Origin of the sequence: Leptotrichia rugosa (assembly GCF_041200005.1) — a bacterium.
GTDB lineage: Bacteria > Fusobacteriota > Fusobacteriia > Fusobacteriales > Leptotrichiaceae > Leptotrichia > Leptotrichia rugosa.
The window spans coordinates 2,020,672-2,045,162 of the sequence record NZ_CP165644.1; the positions used below are offsets into that span (position 1 = coordinate 2,020,672).

A 24,491-nucleotide genomic window follows, 5' to 3' on the forward strand; every position below is an offset into this window, starting at 1 on the left:
AATTATTTATTCCAAGTTAGAACGAATCTGGTGATGAAACTACATTTAAATCTTTGTCTATTTCAAAAATTAAAGGTTTTCCAGTTGTTAAATTCAATTTCAAAATATCTTCATCTGAAATATTTAACAAATATTTTATTAAAGCTCTCAAGCTGTTTCCGTGAGCTGCTACAATAACATTTTTTCCTTCTTGCAAACTTTTTGAAATATCTGAATGCCAGTAAGGTAACACTCTTGCGATTGTATCCTTCAAGCTTTCTCCAAGTGGTGCTTCTTCATCAGTTAAATCTGCGTATCTTCTGTCTGATTTTGGATAATATTCACTTGATTTGTCAATTGCAGGTGGTGCAACATCAAAACTTCTTCTCCAGATAAGCACTTGTTCATCTCCATATTTTTTAGCAGTTTCAGCTTTGTTCAATCCTTGTAATGCACCGTAATGACGTTCATTAAGTCTCCAAGATTTGTAAACTGGAAGATACAATTCATCCAATTCTTCTAAAACATAATTTAAAGTTTTGATGGCTCTTTTTAAATATGATGTATAAGCAACATCGAAAACTAATCCCATTTCTTTTAATGCTTTTCCTCCAGCTTTTGCTTCTTCAACTCCTTTTGAACTCAAATCTACATCTTTCCAACCTGTAAATTTGTTTTCCAAGTTCCATTGGCTTTCACCATGTCTGATTAATACTAATTTCATAAATCCTCCTTTAATTTTTATCTAAATTATAAAAAACAATATTTAACAAAACTTAGATTTGATGGATAAACTATTTTTCATTTCAATTATATCAAATTTTTTCAATTTATTCAAATAATATCGAAAAATTTTTTATAAAAAGCAAATAATTTATTTTTTATTTTTACCTTCATCTTCATTACTTTCGTTTTCACTATAATTCAAGTGAATTCTCAATGCTTCAAGCGAAATCTGTATTTCCAAAAGCGAAAATAGCAGTGAAATTACAAGTAACACAAGACTTATCGCAAAACTTATTTTTCCAATAAAATCTATCTGAAAAAATAAAAATAACATTGAAACAGCACACATAAGCAGACTTGAAACTCCAAAATACTGCATTTTTTTTATATAATTAAGTCTTTTTCTCAGATTTTTCACTTGATAAAACTCATGCTCTACTTCTCCACTCGAATCCATCCGCCTAACAATTGATGTAAGCGCCAAAAATCTATTTGTGTACGCAAGCAATAGAAGAGATACAGTGGGAAATAGCACTGCTGGTGTAGTTATTTCCAAAGTCATATATTTCACCATCCTTTGAAATCCATTTTTTTAAATGAAATAAAAACGCAAGGACTTTTTAAATTTGTCCTCGCTTAAAAATACAGTTACACTATTTTGTTTTAACTTCCACAGCTGCTTCTGAAATAGTTGTATTTGTAGATAATTCTTTTTCAGCAATCAAATCTTCAAGATGTTCTTTTGTAGTCATTAATTCTTCAAGATTCATATTGTCATAAGCCGCTTGGGAAGATGTTTTTATATTTATTCCCTGTTTTCTTAAAAAACTGTCAACTTTACTTTGATTTTTTTTATACAAGTAATAACCTGCCGCAACTGTTCCCACTCCAATTGCCGCTCCTACTAAATGTTCTTTTTTTACACTTCCAAATTTTATCATATTTTTACCTCCAAATTTTATTTATTATTTTTAATTTTTTTATTTTAAAGCTATATATTTGTCATCTGACTCATTTCCCGTTTTGTTATTAAAAAATATGTGGTCTATTAAGTCGCTCAAATTTTCGATAGAATTATCATCTTTTACATCCACGACATAATGAAATTTGCCGTTATCTGCTTTTAATCGATAAATTCTCACTTCCTTATTTGAAAAATTGTTTAATACAAGATGCCGTCCAAAAGTTGTAAACCACATAAGCGCTATAGCTACAACTGATCTATTTGCCATATAGGATTTAAGCAAGTACAAGGCGGGTAATATTTCTATATCAAAAAATCCTTTTCGCTGTGTTTCCATATAGGCGTGTTCTATAATTGCTGCCGTTGTCAGTCCTGCCGCAAAGTTATTTATATCCAGCTGCAGTTTTTCAATTTTACTTTTTCCCAGTCCATATAAAAAGGAAAGAAGTATTGCCGCTCCAGAATACACAGACAACGAATCTATTGATTTTTCTTCAAAATCTTCCACCAACTTTACTGAAGTCATTTCGTGCTCGACTGATAGCGCTGTTGCAGTTCGATAAATTACTTCATCAATTAAAATTTCCTCTGGCTCAAAAGTTACAAGCAATGTCTCTATAGTCCGATTATATCGCAAGGCTATATTTTTTGTCCCGATTTTTATTGTCTCAAAAAATTTTTTGGTATCAATTATTCTGTGTGAAACTTTAAATCTGACACGATTTGGCAATTTATGCAGTACCGTCAAAGTTAATTTTTTCATATAAATTCCTCCAAAATTAGATAACACTTATCTAACATCATATTTCAACAGTCTCAATGAATTTCCAACTACTAGAATTGTTATTGAATTATGTAAAACTGAACTGTATATCGCTGGTAACAGTCCTGTTGCCCCCAATACAAGCGCAAAACTGTTTATTCCAATTGCCATCGCAAAATTTTGCTTTATTATTTTTACAGTATTTTTAGCTAAACCAATTACAGCTGGTATCAGCAACGGATCATCAGAAGTTATTGTAACATCAGCAGCTTCCATTGCAACATCTGTTCTAGTGCTTCCAAGTGCTATTCCCACATTTGCATAAGAAAGAGCGGGAGCATCGTTTATTCCATCTCCAATCATAATAACTTTGGATCCAATTGAACGGAATTTTAAAATATCCTTTGCCTTATCTTCTGGCAACAATTCTGATTCATATCTGTCCATCGACATACTATTTGCAATAGTTTCAGCCTGTTGTCTCAAGTCTCCTGTAAGCAGTACAATATCATCTATTCCCTGATTTCTCAAACGGTTCATAGCTTTTTTGATATTTTCCCTTGGCGGATCAGAAACTCCGATTACACCAATTAAATTCCCATTTTTTGCCACATAAATAACAATTTCACCATGATTTTGCATTCCTTTTACCACATCAGTTGATATTTCTACTGAAATATTGTTTTCTTCCATATATCTTCTGCTTCCCACGCGAATAATATCCTTATTTACATAAGTTTCAATTCCTCTTGCCACTTTAATTACATCTTCTTTATGTTGTGGTATTTTTAACCCTCTATTTCTGACTTCATTTAAAATTGCACTTGCCAAAGGATGTGTAGAAGTTTCTTCAGCCGCTGCTGCTAATGCAATCATTCTATCATCTCTCATATTTTTAGCAAAAGTTTTTACTGTTTGAACTTTAGGTTTTCCTTCTGTAATTGTTCCAGTTTTATCAAATATTACCGTATCAGCCTTTGAAAGTTCTTCCAAGTAGTTACTTCCCTTAATCAGAATTCCGTTTTTAGCGGCTGTATTAATTGAAGCAGAAAAAGCTGTTGCTGTCGACAATCTTATTCCGCATGAATAGTCAATTACAAGCATACTCAACGCCTTTTGTAAATTTCTAGTCGAAATGTAAACTATTCCAGCAAGAAGAAAATTTAATGGAATTAACTGTGCAGAAAACGTATCAGCGTATGATTGAATGTCCGCTTTGTTAAATGAAGCATCTTCCACCAATTTTATAATTCTTGAAGCAGTTCTATCATCTCCAACTTTTTCTGCTCTTACAGTGATATTCCCACTTTTTAGAAGTGTTCCAGCAAAAACTTCCTGTCCAATTTCTTTTTTAGCAGGCATATATTCTCCAGTAATGGCTGATTGATCAATTATCGCACTCCCTTTTTCGATTGTTCCATCGACACTTATTTTTTCTCCAGTCTGAACGAGAATCAAATCTCCTTTTTTAATTTGTTCAATTGGAACTTTTTTCGCTACCTGGTCTTCATCTCCAGACGCTTTCCAAACATAACTTTCCCCGACACTTAACATATCTTTAATCACACCACGAGTCTTTTTCATCGTATAAACCGTCAAAAGCTCTGCAATTTTTTCCAAAATCATAATTGTCAAAGCTGTTCTTTCGCTTCCCAAAGCAATACTGCTGACAATCGCTGTGGAACTCAATGTATCTGCATTAGGCCGTTTGTTTTTGATCAATGAGAAAATTCCATTTTTTAAGATAGGCAGTGCCAAAGAAATTGTTGAAATAGTTTTATAGTTAAACAATCTTTTTATTCCTGTCAATTTTGTTTTCGGACTCGGTAATAGCAGCAATAATATTGCAGCACCTATACTTTTTAAAATTTCTTTGGGCGATTCTTCCTGCAATCGTCTTTCTATCGCATATTTACTAGATATTTTCTTTTTCTCATTTTTATAAATATCCACTAAATATACATTTAATGTCTTTTGAAGTAAAGATACCAGATTTTCTCCAGTTAGCGAAAAATTATCGAAATAAATAAGTACAGAACCTGTAACAGTTGAGATTTCAACGCTCTTAATATAATGAATCTGCATTAACCGCTTCGTCATTTCTTCTTTATGAGTGCCAAGATATTTTAATGCCCTTGACCGTATTCTGATTCTTCCACGAATCTCATGTAAAATTTCACAATTCAGCAAATAATTTCTACCAACCATAAAATTTTCCTTTCTTTAAATTAAGTTAAAACTTAAAGTTTTTTTATTAAATTATAAAAGACTTCCAAATTATCTTCTATTTCCTGCAAAGATTTGTTTTCATATAGTTCAGAATGCTCAATTATCGTTTTCCAAATTTTATTTATCCATTCCAGTATTTCTTTTTCTGAAATTAAATTTATATTGTAATAAATCAAAATTTTATTTGTTATGTATGAATATTCAACACTTTTTATACCCTTTTTTGACAAAATAATTTTTTTAACTTCTTCATCATATTTTTTTAATTCTTCTGGAATTTTTGATAAATTTGGAACAAAAAGTCTAAGTCTTCCAGGAATACTGTGTACTACCTTTATCTGATTAAACATCAGATACGTTGCCTTAAAAAAATTTTCTAACATCATCTTCCCCTTCAATTTTTTCTTTTATTTTCTTTTTTCTTCTGATAAAAGTCTGAAAGCCCACCACAATAATGTAGCGCCTGTGGGTAATACTGGAACTTTTCTCAATTTTCTAATTCCATAAAAAACAAAGATTCCAGAAATTAATGTCTTCAAATCCAAATAACCTTTACTTTTGTTATAAATAGTCATATCCATCGCTTCAAATACCTGCTTTAGCATTACTTTCACTTTTCCAGATTTGCTTTTCAAGGCTTCTTCATCCAAATGAAGTAATTTTAACACTATTAGATACAAAAAAGAATTCTCAAGCACTTTTTCATCAAAATAAATTAGGATACTTCCAATTACAGAATTTACTTTTACTTCATTTATTCCCGATAATTGTTTCATATTATTTAAAAACTCTTGCTCTAATTCCACATTTTCCTTTAGTACATCCGTTTGAAGCCTTAAACGTCCAGTTTGATAATGTTCCACCTGAATAACGCCATAAAAACTTTGTAACATAATCAACTCCTTAAATATTTTTCTAATTTATTATATAACTTTTTATTTTAAATTACAAGGTCATTTTTCTAAACTGACAAGGTAAGAATTTTAGAGTCAGATTTTTAGTTTCAATATTTTTTATCTATTTCTGATTACAAGATGTTATTTTACTTAATATATTTTTTTATATTTTTTTACATAAAGGGAGAAAATCTTCATTTTCCTTTATAATCTTCACATTCGCCTAAGCATTTTGTTCCCGTCTTTTAAATCCATATTAAATTTTTTTAAAAAATACTCTTGTTTTTTTTTGAAATCAGGCTATTATATTATTAGCAGAATAAATTTTAAAATTTTTATACAGTAAATAAATGAATATTCAAAACTATAGGAGGTTTTCATTATGATTTCTTTTATTTTAGCAATAGTTGCTCTTATTTTGGGTTACGCATTTTACAGTAAATTTGTAGAAAAAGTTTTTGGAATAGAACCTGATAGAACACCACCCTCAATTGAATATTACGACGGTGTCGATTATGTGCAAATTAGCACTCCAAAAGCATTTTTGATTCAATTCTTAAATATTGCTGGAACAGGACCGATATTTGGAGCTATTGCAGGTGCTTTGTGGGGACCAGCCGCATTTTTATGGATTGTTTTTGGATGTATATTTGGAGGAGCAGTTCACGATTTCTTGATTGGTATGCTTTCGCTTAGGGATAAGGGAAGCAGTATTGGAGAACTTGTCGGACAAAATTTAGGTGTTGTCATGCAGCAGATTATGAGAGTTTTCTCAATTATTTTACTTATTTTAGTTGGAGTGGTATTTATCAAATCACCTGCTGATATTCTTCACAATTTAATTCCAGGTGTAAGTGCCATGACTTTTACAATTATTATAATTGCTTACTATATTTTAGCGACAATTCTCCCACTTGATAAAATCATTGCCAAAATTTACCCAATCTTTGGTTTTGCATTGTTATTTATGGCGATTGGTATTGGGACAATGTTAATTTACGGGCAATTTAAAGGTGCTTTTGCAATTCCTGAAATTACTGAAATTTTTAAAGGAAATCCGCATCCTAAAGGAACTTCAATGTTTCCCTACTTATTTATTTCAATAGCCTGCGGTGCAGTAAGCGGTTTCCATGCTACTCAATCCCCAATGGTTGCACGTTGCCTAAAAAATGAAACTGAAGGAAGAAAAGTTTTTTATGGTGCTATGATTTCAGAAGGTGTAGTTGCATTAGTATGGGCTGCCGCTGCGATGACAGTTTTTGGTGGAATTAAGGAACTTGCCGCTGCCGGAACTCCTGCAGTTGTTGTAAATAAAGCATCTGTTCAATTGCTCGGTGTATTTGGAGCATTTCTAGCTGTACTAGGTGTTGTTGCTTGTCCTATTACTTCGGGAGATACTGCCTTTAGAGGTTCAAGATTAATTATTGCTGATATTTTCAAAATTAAACAGGCTCCAATAAAAAACAGATTTTTAATTGCAATACCTTTATTTGTCGTTGGTATTTATTTAACAACTATTGACTTTAACGTTATTTGGAGATATTTTGCATGGGCAAACCAAACTTTGGCGGCAGTTTCATTATGGACTGCAACAGTATGGCTTGTTAAAAAAGGAAAACCATTCTTATTCGCATTAATTCCTTCAATGTTTATGACAATGGTTGTTACAACTTATATCATAATCGCTCCAGAAGGATTTGTAAGATTTTTCAAAAATGTGCCTGTTCATACTATTGAATTTTACGGTACTTTAATCGCAAGTGTAGTTACAATTATCTGCACAGCATTGTTATTTAACTACAAGCGTCATTTACACGGAAAATCTCATCACGCTGGACATTTAAACGTTGCAAATAAATAGGCTAAACAAAAAATACAGTCAAACAAGGTTTTATTCAAAAATCTTTGCTTGACTGTTTTATTATATTCTCTATTATTTCAAGGGATTCCAGCTTCTTTCAACGCTTTTTTGCATTTCATTCACATTTTGAGGCGAACCTTCAACACTTAGTGAACTACTCCCGCTTTTAGAAGCGGGAGCTTCTTGGGAAGTATCTGCTTTTGTTAGCCAAATATATTTACCAAGCTCTTCGGGTAGTTCCTACCCTGTCTTTTTTTATTTTCCTAATATTTCAACATCAATTTTCCAATATCTCTTATATTCAATGCCGCATTGTAATCTCTGTCAATTTCAATTCCACAGCACTCACATTTATAACTTCTTTCTGATAATTTCAGTTCCTCTTTAACATTTCCACATTTACTACAAGTTTTCGACGATGGAAACCACTTATCTATCTTCAAAAATTGCTTTCCTAAAAACATCAGTTTATACTCAACCATCCTCAAAAACATTCCCCATCCATTATCTCCTACACTTTTCCCAAAATTTAATGCCTGACTCATCCCTTTTATATTCAAATCCTCAACAACCACAGCATTATACGCTTCAGACAATTTTTTTGATAATTTATGCAGAAAATCTCTTCGACAATTCTTGATATACTCATGTAATTTTGATATTTTCATTTTTTGTTTATACCAATTTTTAGAAAATTTCACTTTTCTTGATAATGATTTCTGTAATTTTTTCAATTCTTCTTCCAACATCCTAAAATATCTTGGATAATCAGCTTTTTGGTTTTCAGAACTGACAAATAATTCAGACATTGAAAAATCAAGCCCAATTACTTTATCGCTACTTGGTATTTTTTGAATTTCTTTTTCAAATTCTGTCAAGATGGAAACATAGTAATTTCCATTACTGTTTGTCAATGTTACCGACTTTATTCTATAATTCTTTGGTATTTCTCTATGATATTTTAATTTTATTCTTTTCAATTTTGGCAAGACCAAATATTTATTCTCCTCAATTCGTATCGAATTGTTCACACAATTTGTTGTATAACTTTTAACATTATTCTTTTTAGATTTGAACCTTGGAAACTTTGCTCTCTTCTGAAAAAAATTCATAAACGATCGTCTTACATTTAATTGAGCATTTGAAAGTGCCAAACTGTCTACTTCTTTTAGAAATTGATTTTCACTTTTCAAACTGGCAGGTGTAATTATTTTATTTTTTCCAGTTTCTTCATAAAATTTATTCGCAGTGTACAAAATCGTATTATAAACAAAACGAACACATCCAAAAGTCTTATTTATCAATAATTCCTGCTCCTTATTTGGATAAATTCTGTATTTGAATGCTAAATTATATTTCATAAATTACACCTCCTTTTGATTTTGAATATATTTTTTAATTATCTCTAATGGTGCACCTCCAACACTTACAACTAAGTAACTTCTACTCCAAAAATATTCTTTCCACAATCTTCTCCTTATTTCAGGAAATTCTTTTTTTATCAACCTGCTGGAAGCACTTTTGTAAGTATTTACAAATTTAGAAAGTTCAGTATTAGGCATAGCATTAATCAAAATATGAATATGATCAACATCATGTTCCCATTCTTTAAGAACAATGTTATACTTCGGACATATTTTTTCAAAAATCTCTTTCAATCTATTAGAAATTTCATCATTAATGACTTCTCTTCGATATTTTATACAAAAAATCATATGATAATTTATATCAAATACTGAATGATAATTGCTATTATATGACATTATTATTACCTACTTCTATATTATTTCACTGAATAAATTATATCATAAATATATCCTTTTTTCAATTTTTTTTACAAAAAAAAGCAATTCATCTCCCGCTTGTAGAAGCCGGAGAACTTCTTGCTATCTTTTGTTAAAAAATATAGTAATTTTAGTTTAAAACATAATCAGAAAGTTTCTTTTTACATATTTTTATTCTCATTTTTAAGTGGATTGACTACAATTCCCACTTTATTATTCATAAATTAATACTCTGAACATTTTATAATCAGTCGCAATATAAAAATTATAATTCCAAATATTATCCAGAAATTTGATTTTTTTCTTTCGTAAGTTTCTTCCTTTATATTTCTGCCTTTAGAATTTTTTTCTATAAAATATATCAAATCGTTATCGTATTCAATTTCATAATTTTTTTCTGAAATTTTATCGCCCGTATATTCTCCCATTTCTTCCAGAAAATCCTGTGCATCTCTTATTGCTTCTCTCCCAAGTTCAATCAATCCTGTTTCATTTAATACTTTAAATGCCCAGTCCTTTGACTTATTCCTGTCTTCCTGTCTATCATTGTAATATATCATATCACTAATTGCAGGAGCATATTTCATATTAGCAGCTTTTTCATATAGCTTGTATGCTTCCTCTTCACTTTTTCCAAATTCCTTACTGCATTCATAAAGTATCCCCAGTTCATAAATAGATTTTACATCTCCCATTTCCTGCCCAATTTTATACCATTTTTCAGCTTCTTTCTCATTTTCTTCAATCGTATCAAAATATTTCCCCAGTTCATAAGCTGCCTCTTCCACTCCTAAAGAATAAGCCTTTTCATACATATCTTTGGCTTTTTCTCCATTGCCTGCAACATAATATGATTTTGCAAGCGACAAATATCCTCTTTCATTATATTGTGCCGCTTCAAGAAACAGTTTTTGAGCATTTCCCTTATCTCTCTTTTCCAAAAGTTCATTTCCCTGATTAATCAGTTCCACGTATTTTCTGTCTTTTTCATTTCCAAGCATAAATTCAATATTCTTGATTATTTTAGAATTCAATCCCATAATTTTCTTTTCATTTAACAATTTTTCCTGCCATTCTATTATTTTTTCTCTTTTATTCTGCTTAAAGTAAATTCTTACAAGATTGTATATTAATTCAGCGTTTTTTGTATCAGCAATTTTTAAATAAATACTTTCTGCTTCTTCATAATCCTTCTTTTCTTCAGCAATTTTTCCTAGCCTAATTATTGAATTAATTTCGCCATTTTCCGCACCTGCCACATACCAGCCTTTTGCAATTTCATAATTTCCCGATTCTTCTTCAATCAGCCCTATGTAATACATAGCCTCCTTTATTCCTGAATTGTATGCCAAATTTAATGCGTTTACAGCACTTTGGTTATCTTTCTCGCAATAATAGTAATACTTTCCAAGCTCGTAATTTGCTCTTTGGCTAAATTTCAAGGATTCAGCTATTCTATCTCTTGCTTCTCCAAAAAATCCTGACATTATAAATATATTCGCTGTTCTAATATTTTTTTGATATTCCTCGCTTTCCTTTTTGTCATATTCTATAAAATCTTTTCCATAATCTTCTGTAACAATATCATCCAATGAAACTATCTTCACGCCAAATGTATCTACATTCGATGTCTTTCCATTTTGTTTAGGCACACTTTCCGAAGAAATCCTATTTTCATTATAAGCACTTTCGCTAAAACTCGCTCTTTCTTCAGCTTCATATTTTTCAATTTCACGAACTTTTCTTTTTCTTTTTTCCCTTTCCTGCATTTCTCTCGAAAAGTCATCAAATTCATCCATTTTTTTGCGATTTCTAAAATTCATTATTATCAAAATTACAATTCCAATAACTACGATTAATACCGATATTAATATTTCCATATTTTATCTTCTACTCCTGCCATCTCAACTTATTATTTCTCTTTTCTCTTGCACTCGCTGTTATATTTACGATTTTATCCATTATCTTAAACATTATCAATTCAGAAGCTATTTTTATCATTCAATGTAAATATATCCAATATAACGCTCATTATTTTTTATTATTTTCTTCCAAAATCTTTTATTTTCAAAAAAACAAAAACTATGACAGCACAAAAAATAAAAAATACCTCAAGATTACCAGCATTATTATTGCTGTCAATACAATTCTGCCTTTCCTTAGTGTCAACAATGCTTTCACAATCTCTTCGTCTTGAACTTCCTGAATGAGATCCGTGACTTCTCCAAAAAGATGACGAATTTTCTTGCTCATCATCACCAGACTTTTTAGATTTTCCATTTCCTTCTCCATCCGAATGACCGCTCGAATGTTCTCCGCTACTATGTTCTCCTCCGTGATGCCCACTATAATGATAACTTCCACTGCTTCCATGTGAATGACTATGCCCTCCACCGTGAGAATGTCCGCCACCACCTCTTCTTACTAATTTTTCCATTTTAATCTCCTTTTTTATTCGCTAATTTTTTCTAATTCATTTGAAACTTCCAATTCTTTCACATCATATTTCCCCATATTTTCATATTCATAAGACTGATTAATCCCATTCATAAACATATCTCTACTTTCCACATCTTTCGTCAAATTCTCCTTCAAAAGCATCTTTAGTTCCAAATCATTAATCACACTTCTTTTCATTGCCGATAAATAATTATTTTTACTGATATTTTGCCAATTCACACACATTCCAAGACTTTTTATCAACATCTGATCCAGCCAAATCCTAGTCGTTCTTCCATTTCCCTCATAAAACGGATGCATTATATTCATCTCAACATATTTTTCAACTATTTCCTCAAAATTATTTTCAGGCATTTTAGAAACCGTCTTTAAATTATCTTCAAGATACATCGCACGACAAAATACAGTATCGCCTTTCCGAATATCATGTTTCCGTATTTTTCCTGCAGTTCCATAACATTCCTGAAACAAATACCTATTTATTTCCTTCAAGCCTTCAAAAGTTCCCACTTGAATATTTTTCAATATTCTATTATCAAATAATTCTCTTGCCCGTCTTTTGCTCAAAAATTCTTCTTCGTCTTAAGAAACTAGCCTTTTTAAAATTTTGTCACTTTCGTTTTCCCAAATGTATTTATTATTTACCATTTGCTTTTCCTGCTTTCATAAAATTATTTGCATTTTTGAAAAACCATTGAATTATATAATGCTTCAAATAAAGGAAGTTTTACTACCGCTGTTGCTCTTTCAGAAAAAATTATTTCATCTTCTCTTGTTTTTATTTCTAACATTCCTCCAAAATTTCTGGAAACTTTTATTGGCTGTAGTCTATTCCACGGATAAATTGCACCATCCACAACTAATCCTTCTTTTTTTATTATCAACTTATTATTTGGATTTTCAAAAACTTTACGAGCTTCATTTTGAAGTCTGTCAAGAGGCACAACTTTATCTCTCATAGCACGATAAACTCTATCTCTACGCTTTCCAAGAAAATCTCTTTTACGGTAATCAGCTTTTATGTCTTCTTCTGAACGTACACCAAAAACTTCTTCCCCGCCTGAATTTATAATTTCTTTGGAAACAGGGATTCTATCAAGCAGATGATTTTTTAGAAGGCTTTGTATAGTTTGTGATGGAAAAGCTATTTCAGATATTGTTCTCCAGTAATTCTTATTATTTCTATAAGCTAGGAAATCCCCTGAATATGTTGTTATTATAAAATATTCCAAAGATTTATAATCTATATCTTCATTTTCAACATTTGTAACAAAAGTATTTTCCTTCAATTCCACAGTTCTTATCCCATTAAACAATATCGTCATTAATATCGAAAAACAGAAAAATGCCGAAACTATCACACCAAGCATCGCCGCTTGAAAAAAAGGCGTCAAAATCCCAGAAATTCCACCAATAATAACCCATTTTAATAAATTTCTATACGTAACTGTACTAAATTTTATAAATACTTTCTGATTATCCGAAATATCCACACAGTTTACTATTTTTTCTTCTTTCCTCCCTAATTCTGATTGCTCTCTTATTCTTTCCGTTTCTACGTAGCTTTTTTCATCTTTCATAATTTTTATCCTCCTAAGTTTTTTGTATTTTTATTTAAACATTATTTTTTATTATTTTTAAATTTTTCCAAATGAATTTAAATCCTACTCCAAACTCTCCAATTCCTCACTCTTCAAATCCCATTCTTCCATCTTCTCCATCTCTTCTTCTTCCAGCCTATCCAGTTTTTCCTGCACTTCCATCAGTTTTTCCATATTGTTTTCTTTTCCAGCCTTTTCGCATTCTGCGTTCAAGTTTTCTCTCGTTTCCGTGATTTTTTCCATTTCCTTTTCCAGTTTTTCAATATCCCGCTTCAATTTTGCGACTTTTCTTGACTGTTCCTTCTGCTCCTGATATGAAAGTTTTTTCTCTTCCTTTGTTTCGAGGTCTGTTCCTTGAGAAGCTGATTTTGCTGTTTTTAGGCTTTCTTTGTAGTCTTCGTAATTTCCTTTGAATTTTGTAAGTCCGTTTTCGTCAAGGCAGTAAATTGTGTTGCAGACTGTGTCTAAAAAGTGTCTGTTGTGAGAAACAACAAGCATCGTTCCATCAAAATCTTCCAATGCGTCTTCTAAAACTTCAATTGAGTAAATATCCAGATGGTTTGTCGGCTCATCTAAAATTAGGAAATTCGCCCTTTGCATATACAATTTTAAGAATGAAACTCTAACTTTTTCTCCACCGCTCAATTTTTCTACTTTTTTTAAAACATCGTCGCCTGAAAACAAGAAAGCTCCCGCAAGTGTTCGCAAATATTCTTCCGTCAAATTCAGAGAATTATTAATTTCCTGTAAAATATTGTTTGCTGGAGTCAAATCCATGTGATTTTGGTCATAATAGCCGATTTTTACACGAGAACCAAACTCGACAGTTCCCGAATCCTGCTTCAATTTATTTACCAAAATTTTTAGCAAAGTCGATTTTCCAATCCCATTTTTTCCAATAATTCCAACTCTTTCCCCACGAAATAGCTGAAAACTCACATTATTCAACACTTTTTTGCCATCAAAACTTTTTGAAATTCCATTCACTTTTAAAACATTGTCCCCAGTAATCGTGTCTGTTTCAAATTTTAATTTCATTCTTTGCGGATTAAAAATAGGAGCGTCCATTCGCTCGATTCTATCTAGAATTTTTTGTCGCCCTTTTGCCTGTCTAGCCTTTATTCCAGCACGGAATCTGTCAATGTATTCTTCCATTTTCTTAATTTTTTCCTGCTCTTTTTCGTAACGCTTCATTTCCCCTTTCAAAATCATCTCTTTTTGAATAATAAATGCAGAAAAATTTCCATCATACTTATGCAATTTCTTATTCTCAATTTCAAAAATTTTGTTACAAACATTATCCAAAAAAATTCTATCGTGTGAAACAAGCAAAAACGCCTTCGCATACCGTTTCAAATAATCTTCCAGCCACTCAATTGAAACCAAGTCCAAATGGTTTGTCGGCTCATCTAAAATTAGTAAATCTGGCTCAGATAGCAGCAATTTTGCAAGTGAAACCCTAGTCTGTTCTCCACCACTCAAATCTTTCAGAACCAAATTGTAATATTCCTCAGTCAGCTCCAGCCCAGTCAAAATCTGCTTTATCTTATACTCAATATCATATCCGCCCTTCGCCTCATAAAGCGACGACAACTCCGCAGACTTATTAATCAATTTTTCCAGCTCATCATTTTCAGCCGTTCCCAAAAGCAAATTAACCTTCTGAAGTTCGTGCCAAATTTCCCTCTCTTCTGCAAAAACTGACATCATCTCTTCATAAATCGTATTTTTCTCATCTGAAAACTCATGATTTTGCGACAAATACCCAATTTTCATAGAAGGACTTTTCACAATATTCCCAATTTCATTCAAATTATCTTCTGCTCCGTCAATCCGCTCTCTATCAAGTAACATCCGAATAATTGTTGACTTCCCAGCTCCATTCATTCCAACAAGCCCAATCTTATCTCTCTCCTCAATCGTAAAATTAATATCTTTCAATATATATTCCCCAGCAAACTGCTTATACACCTTATTAAATTGCACTAAACTCATCAAATTCCCTTCCTTTTCTCTATTTTATCAAATTATTTTTTTATATCTTATATTTTAATTTTATTCGTTAAATTATATCATTTTTGATATTTGTTTACAATGTTTGGGAATTTCTCATTAAAGAAATTTTTCTTTTAAATTTGACAATAATATTAAACTTTGATATAATTTATATATGTACTTTTTAAAAAGGAGGTAATTTTATGAACAAAAAGAAAATTAACACGGTTGTTGGTTCAATTGGAGCATTTATTGGAGTTTTTGTGTTTATAACCTATATTCCTCAAATTATTGCTAATTTAGGAGGAGAAAAAGCTCAGCCTTGGCAACCTCTTACGGCTTCGATTTCTTGTCTAATTTGGGTTATTTACGGATGGACTAAAGAACCTAAAAAAGATTTTATTCTTATCGTTCCAAATTTAGCTGGAGTGATATTAGGATTTTTAACTTTTATTACAGCTTTATAAATTTTTATTTATAAAAAATGAAATTTACTATTAAATATTTTTATTATACTTTTATTTAAAAACAAAAAGAGGTTTTATGCCTCTTTTTTTATTTTATCAGAAATTTTTATTTATTTTTTCTAGTATATAAGCAAAAAATATGTTATTTCGAAAAGTTTTTCTAGTATAAGTTGAAAAACTTTTTAATTTAGGATATAATTTCTTGTATATATTAATATAGGTGGTGATAAAATGATAAAAAGAGAGCAATATTTAAAAGAAATTAAAAAATTTATGGATAAGCCGATAATAAAAGTTATTACTGGTATGCGTAGAAGTGGGAAATCTATGATTTTAAAATTAATATCTAAAGAACTTGAAGAAAAGGGAATTAATAAAGAGAATATTATTTTTATTAATTTTGAGTCTTTAATGTTCGCCGAATTTGCAAATTTTCAAAAATTATACAGCTATATTATTGAAAAATCAAAAAATTTAACTGGTAAAATTTATATTTTACTCGATGAGATTCAAGAAGTTGCTTCTTGGGAAAAAGTGATAAATTCATTGCTGGTTGACTTAGATTGCGATATTTATATCACTGGTTCAAATGCTAATTTATTGTCTTCGGAGCTGGCTACCTACATTGCAGGAAGATATGTTGAAATAAAGGTTTTTCCTTTATCTTTTAAAGAATTTATAGATTTTTCCAAAATTCAAAATCCAGAAAAAATTTACAGCAATGAAGAATATTTTGAAAAATATTTGCAATTTGGAGGTTTACCTGCCATCCACAATTTCAATCAAGATAAAACTTCAATTTATCAGTATTTGACTGATATTTATAATTCTGTCTTGCTAAAAGATGTTGTTGCAAGAAATAGTATAAGGGATATTGAACTTTTAGAACGAATAATTATATATATTTTTGACAATATTGGAAACATTTTTTCTGCCAAAAAAATTTCAGATTTTTTGAAAAACCAGGGTAGAAAATTAAGTGTTGAAACTGTTTATAATTATTTAAAAGCACTTGAAAATGCGTGTATTATTTCAAAAGTTCAAAGATACGACATAAAAGGAAAATCCATTTTAGAAACACAAGAAAAATTTTATCTTCTTGACTTAGGTTTAAAACATTCTCAATTAGGCTACAAAGCAAACGACATCGCTGGTCATCTTGAAAACATCATCTATTTAGAATTATTAAGAAGAAAATACAATGTAAATATCGGAAAATTAAAAACAAAAGAAATTGATTTCATCGCACAAAAAGAAGATAAAAAATTATATATTCAAGTAACTTATCTTTTAGCCTCAGAAAATACCATTGAGAGAGAATTTTCTCCATTAAAAAACATTGAAGACAACTATCCAAAATATGTTCTTTCTATGGATAATTTAGATGAATATAATATAAATGGAATTCAACGGAAAAAGATTATAGATTTTTTGATGGATTTATGATTTTGGAATTATAGTAAAAATTTTTATTTTAAAATATTTTATTTTACTGACTTTTATAATACAATGACATCATGAATATAAAAAATTTTATCCAAAAATTTTCATAATAAATAGATAAAAATAAAAGAGAACCAATCAAATCAGTTCTCTTTTTTCTATAACAAACAAAGCCATAGTTTTACCCTACTACTCTCAAAACTCTACAATTTCTCACAAATAAAAACGAAATATCTTTAATCAATATTTCTGATTTAGAAATAAAAATTCCACTTATTTTACTTATTTCTTTTAAAATCAATTTATCATCTTCAAGTTTTTCAATTATTCCGTATTTTTCATAATATGACTGTTCATATTCAAAATCTATCAATATCTTATTTTCATAACATCTTTTCAAAATTTCTTTTATCTCCATATTTGAAATATCAGAAAAAATATCATTTGGAGAAACGCTTTCTGTTTCTATTTTATAAACTTTTTCTGTAATTTCCCAAATATCAGTTGTTCTCACTATCACAAAATTTGAATCTTCCCAAAACAAATTATTTTCATAAATCAATGAATAATCTTCATCTTGAAAAAAAATATCTCCTTGAATATCATCTTCAGCTACTATAATTTTATTTCTCTTAACTTTTTCACCTTTAATAATTATGTCTTTAATAATATTTTCTCCTATCTCAATTCTCTTCGCTTCACTTTTTCTAATAACTTCTTCAGAATTTCCTTCCTCGTCACACCACTGAAAATGTAAAAATTCTTTTGTTTCTTTCAATAAATATCCTTCTTTTTGGTAATCATCTTCAAAAAATATTTTCAATTTTATTTTATTCTTTTTAAGATATCTAAATAATTCTTTAAAAAATTTATTTTTTTCAAGTTCAACAATTCTTCTATTCTCAGAATTTCTTTCTTTTATTTTTTCTTTCATTGACGCTAAATATTCTGTATTTTTTGCAATTCTTTTTAAGTCATCTATTTTTATAAGTCTAAATCCGCCATTTTTCCCATATTTACTAATTGAAGTAAAAATAGCAAATTGTCCATTAATTCCAACAAAATTTCCAACAGCAAATCGTCCTTTAGATGAACGAAAATATTCAAGCAACTCATCTTTTCCAATTTTTTCTAAAAATTTTTTCATAAAATTTCCTCCCGTGAACTACTCCCGCTTTTAGAAGCGGGAGCTTCTTGGGAATTATCTGCTTTTGCTAGCCAAATATATTTACCAAGCTCTTCGGACAGTCCCTGCCCTGACTATGAATAGTATACCATATAAGAGCTGTTATTTCAAGCTATATTCTGCAATTCATCTCCCACTTATAGAAGAAGGAGACTTCTTGCTAAATATTGTTAAAAAGAATAATTTTTTACTAAAAATCATCTTCCCATAACATTAAGTTTCAATTCCCCCAACAATTTTTTATCACAAAAAACAGTCGAAATCAAAAGTTTTTCGTAAATAAATTCTTTTCTCCCAGCAAAATTATTTTTCTCCAAAGTAACATCCAAAAAATTCAAAAATCTTTTTTCAATTCCCAAAGCAAAAGCGTAAATATATATTTGCTGAAAATTTTCGATTAATTCATTTTCACTTGAAAAAGTGGGAACTTCCAATTTTTCAAAATTTAAAATGTATTTTCTGAATGATTCAATTTCATTCATAGCCAAAAGTCCATTTTCAGTATACCGCACGATTAACTTTTTGTAAATGAAAAATAGAATTACAAATGTCAATGGAATTAAAATCTGAACCTCCCACGACTAAAGTCGCAGGGTTCTAAAATCTTTAAAAATATTTAAAAATTTTCTAAGAAGTTTGATAGCTTTACACTACCCTTATTCTTTTAGGTGTGTTCAGCTCACCTCTATTGTATAGGACGCTTAAGTCCACAACTTTACTTTTTCTTAAAATATTTAATGCTCCATTACAATCTGCATTTATGAGTTTTCCTGTGCTTGTTTGATATAGTCCTCTTTTTATCCTTTTTCCACTGAATATATATTCTTTTTGATTTTCTTTATCATATATTGGAATTTCATCTCCATCAAAGAAACTTGCTTTTGATGTATAACTCTCTTCTTGTAGCTTAAATTCTATTCCATATAGTTTACATAGATATATTAATTTATCTCTTAATTTTCCATATGGTATGTTTACAAAGTTTTGATTATTTATATTTCCTATATTTGAATTTCTTTGAAAATTTTCATTATATCCTAGAACTATTTTTCCTATATCATTATTAAGACAATAATTTATAATTATTCTTGCTGTTTTTGAAAGATAATCTTCTATACGATTATTTCTCTTTCTAGCTATTCTCTTTTGCCTCAATGTTATATGCTCTATCTTTTGCTTATCTTTTATGCTTTGTAATTTTGCATTTATCTTATTATAGTATTGATTAATAGATTTTAATTTTCTGCCGTCTATTATGAATGATGCTCCATTATTACTAACACAAGTACAAAGATTATCTATACCTAAATCAATTCCTAGTGCATTGTTTTCATTTAATTCCCTTTGAACTTCTTTTACCTCATAAGTATACTGAATTTCAAAGTACCTAGAATGTTGTTTTGGTATTATTCTAATCTCTTTTATCTTCTTGCCTTTCAATACTGGTGGCAGCTTAATTTTAACTTCCTGATGAGTTTTCTTAAACGAATTTGAATAAGGAACTATCAGAATATCGTCTTTTAATCTAACAAAACCTATAACAAGAGTTGTAAATCCATCTTTAGCAAGATATTTAGGTAATTTTATATCTTTAAAATTATATTGACCATTCTTAGCAAGTTTTAAAAGTCCAAAAAATGATTTAAAACTTCCGTCTACTTCTTTTAGAATTTGTTGAGCCATATTAGAATTTAACTTCTTATAGTTCTCACTATTTTTAAGCATTTTATAGTTTTCATTATAACTTAAATACTTTTTGTTTTTAAAATAATACTGTCTAATATTATATATAGCTTCATTAGTTAAGTTCTTGGCTATATGAGATAAATATTTTAAATTCCTAAACTCCTTTTTGCTAAGATGTTTTACCTGTTGTTTTAAAGTTAAATACATAGATATCACCTCCTTTTCATCAGAGATATTATACCATGCATTCTACATTTTATCTGTCAAAAAAGTAGTATTTTTTATTTATTTTTAAATATTTTTAAAGTTTTTAAAACCCCACAACAGTGGGAAGTGTTGTTCACATAAGTACGCTACTACTTATGCAGTTCTCTTATGAACTTCTTGTTATCTCTAACAAGCACAGACTATATCTTATCCATAGTGTATCTCAACACCTTAGGCGAAACCACTTCCAATACCAACCGCTTGTATTGTACTCTCCTCACGAGGGATAGTCGTTGAACTTTCCTTTTCAGGCTTAGCTGCTGATTGTCTATTATCATAATGTTTAGGATTTAACCTTGCATCATCTAGTATATTTTTTCTGCTTTCGCTACCTTCACACTTATACCATTTTCTCACTTAAGTATTATGTTGTGGTTATACTAGCTTTAAGAGTTCCCAGCAATTCAGTTTCTTTGTTGCACGGTTTTGCTCCGTGTCTACATACAAGTTTCCCTATATGCTTACTAAAATTTTCGTGCAATTCATCTCACGACTAAAGTCGCGAGTGTTCTTGCACTATTTAATAAAATCTTAGTCCAAATATGAATGCAATATTTGGTAACATAAAACTATACAATGAAAATAAAAATGCCAATGCAATAAAAATTTTTGCTATTTTCGGGATATACTTAGAAAATATCGGTAAAAATAATATTCTTAGCCAAAGACTTTCCAAGAAAAAAACAATTATTGCAGCTAAAACTATAAGTCCAAAATTCCCTTCTCCACTTCCAAATTTTACATCTTTACTTGTCATTATAATTGAAGCTAAAATAACTCCAAAATAAAAAATATAAAATCCTGAATTTTTCTTGTAAATTATAAATTCTTCCAATTTTTCAGGCGACCAAAATGAACCTAAAAACTTTTTCTTCGTCCTTTTATAAATCTCAAACATTTTTTCAAAAAAAGGATCTAAAGATTTTTGATTATATGACCTACTCGAAGAACCGTTACTCGAATTATCCGACGAAGAATCCGAAGAACCCTTTAAAATTACATTTATCAAAAAAGCTACTAAAAAAATTATTAGCACTTGCAAGACTTCTCTAAAAATCTCTTTTCTTCTATCAATATTTTTTTCATCCATTTTCGGCAATTTCTCTCTATTCCAAAAACCTTGATAATCAGTTAAAATCCCATTTTCAGAATCCGACAAGCTATCTAAAACCCATCTCTCTTCTGCAAAAAGCTCATCTTGTCTATAATAATTACTTTTGGATTTTTCCAAATTTTTTTTATACAAAATATCTGATTGAAAATCCATATTTTCAAAAAGCTTTTCTCTTTTTGCAGTTATAAAATTTTTCTCAACCAAAGAAAATATCCCAATATGAAAATTTTTCTCCGTCCTAGAATTATTCAAAATTCCTACTCCCATTGCAGAAATACTTTTCGGAACTTTCAATTTTGGAATGACATCTTTTTTGAAAAAATTTTTGCCCCAAAATTTTACTGTCCAAATACAATAAATCAGTAAAATTATAATTGCAATTATATAGAAAATTGCTATTTCTCTCATAAAAACCTCCAAGTAATAACCGTAAAATTATCAAATAATATTTATTATATTGTTTTTTAAAACGATAGAATAAAGATTCTAAAAATAACTCTTTTTAACTCTTCAAAAAAATAAAAATGCACTAATCTAAACTGTTTTTATTAATAAAAAATATTAGTTTAAATTAGTACATAGTCATAATTATAATTTTTATATTTTATTTCACTTTTTTCATTGTTATTGTAGCGCCTGTTTCTGTTGACAAAATCATAGTGTTGTTATCAACTAATCTTGTATATTTTACATCTTTTAATATATTTATAAATTCTTCTTCTATTGCCATTGCATCATTTGGACCTAACATTGCTGTAAGCATTAATTCAGAAACGATACGAATGTTATTATTTTTTATTTCATAATTTCCAGAATATGAATTTACTCCAGAGTTTCCACTAATTCTTCCTCCATCAAAATTTACTGTAATTCCTTTACCTTTTAAGTTTACTTTTTTCCCAGAAATATTTGTAACTTTCCATTGAGTCGATGAAATTGCTTTTTCAATATTACCTTTTGACGAATTGTTAGAATTATTGTAAGTTACATTTTTAAAAGTTAGAGTTTCACCTTTCTCTGTTTCTAAAACTAGAGTATTTTTATTGTATCTAACTTTTTCCACATTTTGTAAAATTTTCATAAATTTACTTTCCAACTTCATCATTTTTCTAGAACCTGCCATTTCAGTTATACCTGCATCAGACATAAGAATACCACCGTTCTGGCTTAAAGCATAAGTTCCAAAAAAATTATTAACTCCTGAAGTCCCGTTAAAACCATCTTCCGTAAAATTAATTTTAATTTTACTTACTCCATCAGTTATTGCAGTTCTAAATTTACTTTCTTTGATACTAGTCAACTGCCACGAAGTGCCTCTCAAATAATCTGTATCTGTATTTACTGTACTTTGTTCCAAATTACCCTGAGTTTTCTGTGTTACTGCTGAAAAAGTTGTGTAGTTAAACGCAAAAATTACAGCCAAAATCAACAAAATTTTCCTTTTCATAATAAAAACCTTCTTTCTAAAATTTTTAAAATAAAAATATTTTGATTAACTTTACTCAATATGAATTGAATTACTGTTACCTTCATTCAATATAAGCGTACCACATTAAGAGTGAAATGTCAACATTGAATTAACATTTGAACGAAATAAATTTAAAAAATAATTAATATGAAAAATATGTAGTTCAAATTTTAAACTTTTTTATTTTTTTAGGTTATTTATTTCCACCCAAAAATTTACCAATCATTCCAGTTAAATCATCCATCACATTCCCATCTTTATTTGAATCCAAAAAATTTGTAATCATACCCATAATTCCACTCGCTCCTTCCAAATTTGATGAAAGTTTTGAAGTTAAATCACTAATTCCTTGCGCATCTAGATTATTTTCCTTTTTTTGCTGCCCCAATACTCCTAAAACTAGTGGTGCTAAAGTTTCTAGAATTTTTATACTGCCTTGTGTATCTAAACCGCTTGATTGGGAAACAGCATTTGCCACATTCTGTGTATTTCCACCAAATAAATGGTTCAAAATTCCTGCTCCATCTTTTAAATCAGGATTTTGCAAATAGCCCCCAAGATTATTCAATACTGCTCCATCGTGCTGTTCCAACGCTTTATTCAATCCCTGTGCTTTTTCACTATTATTTGCATTTTTATTAACTGCCGCTAAAATTGCAGGTAGAGCTGCTGCTACTCCATTTCTCACTTCTTTGCTGTTCCCGCCAACTTGCTGAGCTAATTTCTCTAAATCCTGTCCTTGTAAAAGTCCCAATAATGCTTCTAAATTCATTTTCCCTCCTAATTGATTTTGTTTTTTGCTACTTTTGTCTGGAATGATTTTTCGTCGATGGTGATGTTTTGAAAATCTTTCTGTGCGTTTTGTGTATCAGCTTCTTTTGCATAAAATATAAATTCTCCCGTTGCACTGTTTATTTGTAATCCGTAAGTTATCCCATTTGTATATGTAAGTGAACTGGAAAATTCGTTATCTTTTAATTTTGATAAAATTTCTGCGTAAATAGCTCTTGCTTCAGAATCTTTTAATTTACTGTCAGACACCTGAATTAAATTTGCCACCAAATTTTCAATTACTCCCAAATTTGCACTGTCCACTTTATTTACTTTTAAAAATATTCCTGTTACATTTATTCCGCTATAATCTAATGCATAAATTGAATTTTCTTTAGAATTTATTTTAGCATAATAATAATTTCTGTTTTCAAAAATTAATTTTTCAAATTTATTAATTCCTATTCTATTTTTTTCAGATTTTTCAGAAAATATTTTAAGTACCGCTTCAATCGAATTATTTGAAAAAATATTCTCTTTTTTGATAATATTTTCTATATTTTCTCTTTCTTTATTTTTTTTATCACTTTCATCTTTCCCACTTTTTGCACAGCCAGCTAGAAACAGCCCCGATAAAATGATGACTTCAAAAATTTTTTTCATTTCTAAAACTCCAAAATCTTGATTAAATCATACCTTTCAAAATTAAAATTTAATCAATTAAATTATTTAAAAAAACTACTTTTTTACATTATACAACAAAAAAAATTTTTTTTCTATACTTTTTTTGACTATAAAATATTATTTTTTTTAATAATTTTTTTATAAAAA

At 29.5% G+C, this 24,491-nt stretch carries 24 protein-coding genes and 1 pseudogene; 3 read left to right on the forward strand and 22 right to left on the reverse strand.

Going from position 1 to position 24,491, the window contains the following annotated elements; all coding sequences use genetic code 11:
* Positions 1–16: 16 nt before the first annotated feature.
* From gpmA to AB8B22_RS10420, 7 genes are all read right to left on the reverse strand, one after another.
* Complete coding sequence (gene gpmA / locus AB8B22_RS10390; RefSeq protein WP_094079462.1) at positions 17–703, reverse strand: 2,3-diphosphoglycerate-dependent phosphoglycerate mutase; 687 nt, start codon at positions 701–703, stop codon at positions 17–19.
* Between the two features lie 150 nt (positions 704–853).
* A complete protein-coding gene (locus tag AB8B22_RS10395) occupies positions 854–1,267 on the reverse strand; it encodes a DUF2721 domain-containing protein (RefSeq protein WP_094079463.1) in 414 nt (137 codons plus the stop codon).
* 91 nt (positions 1,268–1,358) lie between these two features.
* Positions 1,359–1,646 (reverse strand): hypothetical protein, encoded by a 288-nt coding sequence (locus tag AB8B22_RS10400; protein ID WP_369711032.1) that lies wholly within the window; start codon positions 1,644–1,646, stop codon positions 1,359–1,361.
* Positions 1,647–1,685: 39 nt separating this feature from the next.
* The gene (locus AB8B22_RS10405) at positions 1,686–2,432 is read right to left on the reverse strand and encodes a hypothetical protein (protein WP_369711033.1); all 747 of its coding nucleotides are present in this window, start codon (positions 2,430–2,432) and stop codon (positions 1,686–1,688) included.
* Between the two features lie 27 nt (positions 2,433–2,459).
* On the reverse strand, positions 2,460–4,640 hold the full coding sequence (locus AB8B22_RS10410; protein ID WP_094079466.1) for a heavy metal translocating P-type ATPase: 2,181 nt from the start codon (positions 4,638–4,640) through the stop codon (positions 2,460–2,462).
* A gap of 32 nt (positions 4,641–4,672) precedes the next feature.
* Positions 4,673–5,044, reverse strand: coding sequence for an HMA2 domain-containing protein (locus AB8B22_RS10415; RefSeq protein WP_369711958.1), 372 nt, complete (start codon positions 5,042–5,044; stop codon positions 4,673–4,675).
* A gap of 24 nt (positions 5,045–5,068) precedes the next feature.
* A complete protein-coding gene (locus AB8B22_RS10420) occupies positions 5,069–5,554 on the reverse strand; it encodes an HMA2 domain-containing protein (protein ID WP_369711034.1) in 486 nt (161 codons plus the stop codon).
* Between the two features lie 385 nt (positions 5,555–5,939).
* Between AB8B22_RS10420 and AB8B22_RS10425 the strand changes: the two genes are divergently transcribed.
* Positions 5,940–7,418, forward strand: a complete 1,479-nt coding sequence (locus AB8B22_RS10425; RefSeq protein ID WP_369711036.1) for a carbon starvation protein A — start codon at positions 5,940–5,942, stop codon at positions 7,416–7,418.
* A gap of 263 nt (positions 7,419–7,681) precedes the next feature.
* Here AB8B22_RS10425 and AB8B22_RS10430 read toward each other — a convergent pair whose 3' ends face one another.
* The 7 genes and pseudogenes from AB8B22_RS10430 to AB8B22_RS10460 form a co-directional block, all read right to left on the reverse strand.
* Positions 7,682–8,779 (reverse strand): RNA-guided endonuclease TnpB family protein, encoded by a 1,098-nt coding sequence (locus AB8B22_RS10430; protein WP_369711037.1) that lies wholly within the window; start codon positions 8,777–8,779, stop codon positions 7,682–7,684.
* Positions 8,780–8,782: 3 nt separating this feature from the next.
* Positions 8,783–9,181: an IS200/IS605 family transposase gene (gene tnpA, locus AB8B22_RS10435; RefSeq protein WP_369711039.1), complete on the reverse strand. Its 399-nt coding sequence runs from the start codon at positions 9,179–9,181 to the stop codon at positions 8,783–8,785.
* A gap of 245 nt (positions 9,182–9,426) precedes the next feature.
* Positions 9,427–11,082 carry a sel1 repeat family protein gene (locus AB8B22_RS10440; protein WP_369711040.1) on the reverse strand — a complete coding sequence of 552 codons (1,656 nt, stop codon included), beginning with the start codon at positions 11,080–11,082 and terminating at the stop codon, positions 9,427–9,429.
* Between the two features lie 161 nt (positions 11,083–11,243).
* Positions 11,244–11,639: a zinc transporter 7-A gene (locus AB8B22_RS10445; RefSeq protein WP_369711041.1), complete on the reverse strand. Its 396-nt coding sequence runs from the start codon at positions 11,637–11,639 to the stop codon at positions 11,244–11,246.
* Positions 11,640–11,653: 14 nt separating this feature from the next.
* Positions 11,654–12,310: pseudogene (fic, locus tag AB8B22_RS10450) on the reverse strand (protein adenylyltransferase Fic).
* Between the two features lie 23 nt (positions 12,311–12,333).
* Positions 12,334–13,242 carry a regulator gene (locus AB8B22_RS10455; RefSeq protein WP_369711042.1) on the reverse strand — a complete coding sequence of 303 codons (909 nt, stop codon included), beginning with the start codon at positions 13,240–13,242 and terminating at the stop codon, positions 12,334–12,336.
* 84 nt (positions 13,243–13,326) lie between these two features.
* Positions 13,327–15,258, reverse strand: coding sequence for an ABC-F family ATP-binding cassette domain-containing protein (locus tag AB8B22_RS10460; protein WP_369711043.1), 1,932 nt, complete (start codon positions 15,256–15,258; stop codon positions 13,327–13,329).
* 203 nt (positions 15,259–15,461) lie between these two features.
* Here AB8B22_RS10460 and AB8B22_RS10465 point away from each other — a divergent pair, with 203 nt between their 5' ends.
* Positions 15,462–15,725, forward strand: coding sequence for a SemiSWEET family transporter (locus AB8B22_RS10465; RefSeq protein WP_146962156.1), 264 nt, complete (start codon positions 15,462–15,464; stop codon positions 15,723–15,725).
* 231 nt (positions 15,726–15,956) lie between these two features.
* Complete coding sequence (locus AB8B22_RS10470) at positions 15,957–17,171, forward strand: ATP-binding protein (protein ID WP_369711045.1); 1,215 nt, start codon at positions 15,957–15,959, stop codon at positions 17,169–17,171.
* Between the two features lie 178 nt (positions 17,172–17,349).
* Here the strand turns inward: AB8B22_RS10470 and AB8B22_RS10475 are convergent, their stop codons facing one another.
* From AB8B22_RS10475 to AB8B22_RS10510, 8 genes are all read right to left on the reverse strand, one after another.
* The gene (locus AB8B22_RS10475; RefSeq protein WP_369711046.1) at positions 17,350–18,315 is read right to left on the reverse strand and encodes a transposase; all 966 of its coding nucleotides are present in this window, start codon (positions 18,313–18,315) and stop codon (positions 17,350–17,352) included.
* Between the two features lie 236 nt (positions 18,316–18,551).
* On the reverse strand, positions 18,552–18,908 hold the full coding sequence (locus tag AB8B22_RS10480; RefSeq protein ID WP_369711047.1) for a DUF2207 family protein: 357 nt from the start codon (positions 18,906–18,908) through the stop codon (positions 18,552–18,554).
* 91 nt (positions 18,909–18,999) lie between these two features.
* Positions 19,000–20,247: an RNA-guided endonuclease InsQ/TnpB family protein gene (locus AB8B22_RS10485; protein WP_369711048.1), complete on the reverse strand. Its 1,248-nt coding sequence runs from the start codon at positions 20,245–20,247 to the stop codon at positions 19,000–19,002.
* 424 nt (positions 20,248–20,671) lie between these two features.
* Positions 20,672–20,788, reverse strand: coding sequence for a MarR family transcriptional regulator (locus AB8B22_RS10490; RefSeq protein WP_080680096.1), 117 nt, complete (start codon positions 20,786–20,788; stop codon positions 20,672–20,674).
* Positions 20,789–20,827: 39 nt separating this feature from the next.
* Positions 20,828–21,829, reverse strand: a complete 1,002-nt coding sequence (locus tag AB8B22_RS10495) for a hypothetical protein (RefSeq protein WP_369711049.1) — start codon at positions 21,827–21,829, stop codon at positions 20,828–20,830.
* 196 nt (positions 21,830–22,025) lie between these two features.
* Positions 22,026–22,868 (reverse strand): META domain-containing protein, encoded by an 843-nt coding sequence (locus tag AB8B22_RS10500; protein ID WP_369711050.1) that lies wholly within the window; start codon positions 22,866–22,868, stop codon positions 22,026–22,028.
* 214 nt (positions 22,869–23,082) lie between these two features.
* On the reverse strand, positions 23,083–23,661 hold the full coding sequence (locus tag AB8B22_RS10505) for a DUF937 domain-containing protein (protein WP_369711051.1): 579 nt from the start codon (positions 23,659–23,661) through the stop codon (positions 23,083–23,085).
* 8 nt (positions 23,662–23,669) lie between these two features.
* Positions 23,670–24,323, reverse strand: coding sequence for a lipoprotein (locus tag AB8B22_RS10510; RefSeq protein ID WP_369711052.1), 654 nt, complete (start codon positions 24,321–24,323; stop codon positions 23,670–23,672).
* Between the last annotated feature and the right edge of the window lie 168 nt (positions 24,324–24,491).

Excerpts from the sequence above, each read along its gene's own strand:
- gpmA (WP_094079462.1), bottom strand. The coding sequence starts at position 703 with ATGAAATTAGTATTAATCAGACATGGTGAAAGCCAATGGAACTTGGAA.
- AB8B22_RS10395 (WP_094079463.1), bottom strand. The coding sequence starts at position 1,267 with ATGACTTTGGAAATAACTACACCAGCAGTGCTATTTCCCACTGTATCT.
- AB8B22_RS10400 (WP_369711032.1), bottom strand. The coding sequence starts at position 1,646 with ATGATAAAATTTGGAAGTGTAAAAAAAGAACATTTAGTAGGAGCGGCA.
- AB8B22_RS10405 (WP_369711033.1), bottom strand. The coding sequence starts at position 2,432 with ATGAAAAAATTAACTTTGACGGTACTGCATAAATTGCCAAATCGTGTC.
- AB8B22_RS10410 (WP_094079466.1), bottom strand. The coding sequence starts at position 4,640 with ATGGTTGGTAGAAATTATTTGCTGAATTGTGAAATTTTACATGAGATT.
- AB8B22_RS10415 (WP_369711958.1), bottom strand. The coding sequence starts at position 5,044 with ATGTTAGAAAATTTTTTTAAGGCAACGTATCTGATGTTTAATCAGATA.
- AB8B22_RS10420 (WP_369711034.1), bottom strand. The coding sequence starts at position 5,554 with ATGTTACAAAGTTTTTATGGCGTTATTCAGGTGGAACATTATCAAACT.
- AB8B22_RS10425 (WP_369711036.1), top strand. The coding sequence starts at position 5,940 with ATGATTTCTTTTATTTTAGCAATAGTTGCTCTTATTTTGGGTTACGCA.
- AB8B22_RS10430 (WP_369711037.1), bottom strand. The coding sequence starts at position 8,779 with ATGAAATATAATTTAGCATTCAAATACAGAATTTATCCAAATAAGGAG.
- tnpA (WP_369711039.1), bottom strand. The coding sequence starts at position 9,181 with ATGTCATATAATAGCAATTATCATTCAGTATTTGATATAAATTATCAT.
- AB8B22_RS10440 (WP_369711040.1), bottom strand. The coding sequence starts at position 11,082 with ATGGAAATATTAATATCGGTATTAATCGTAGTTATTGGAATTGTAATT.
- AB8B22_RS10445 (WP_369711041.1), bottom strand. The coding sequence starts at position 11,639 with ATGGAAAAATTAGTAAGAAGAGGTGGTGGCGGACATTCTCACGGTGGA.
- AB8B22_RS10455 (WP_369711042.1), bottom strand. The coding sequence starts at position 13,242 with ATGAAAGATGAAAAAAGCTACGTAGAAACGGAAAGAATAAGAGAGCAA.
- AB8B22_RS10460 (WP_369711043.1), bottom strand. The coding sequence starts at position 15,258 with ATGAGTTTAGTGCAATTTAATAAGGTGTATAAGCAGTTTGCTGGGGAA.
- AB8B22_RS10465 (WP_146962156.1), top strand. The coding sequence starts at position 15,462 with ATGAACAAAAAGAAAATTAACACGGTTGTTGGTTCAATTGGAGCATTT.
- AB8B22_RS10470 (WP_369711045.1), top strand. The coding sequence starts at position 15,957 with ATGATAAAAAGAGAGCAATATTTAAAAGAAATTAAAAAATTTATGGAT.
- AB8B22_RS10475 (WP_369711046.1), bottom strand. The coding sequence starts at position 18,315 with ATGAAAAAATTTTTAGAAAAAATTGGAAAAGATGAGTTGCTTGAATAT.
- AB8B22_RS10485 (WP_369711048.1), bottom strand. The coding sequence starts at position 20,247 with ATGTATTTAACTTTAAAACAACAGGTAAAACATCTTAGCAAAAAGGAG.
- AB8B22_RS10495 (WP_369711049.1), bottom strand. The coding sequence starts at position 21,829 with ATGAGAGAAATAGCAATTTTCTATATAATTGCAATTATAATTTTACTG.
- AB8B22_RS10500 (WP_369711050.1), bottom strand. The coding sequence starts at position 22,868 with ATGAAAAGGAAAATTTTGTTGATTTTGGCTGTAATTTTTGCGTTTAAC.
- AB8B22_RS10505 (WP_369711051.1), bottom strand. The coding sequence starts at position 23,661 with ATGAATTTAGAAGCATTATTGGGACTTTTACAAGGACAGGATTTAGAG.
- AB8B22_RS10510 (WP_369711052.1), bottom strand. The coding sequence starts at position 24,323 with ATGAAAAAAATTTTTGAAGTCATCATTTTATCGGGGCTGTTTCTAGCT.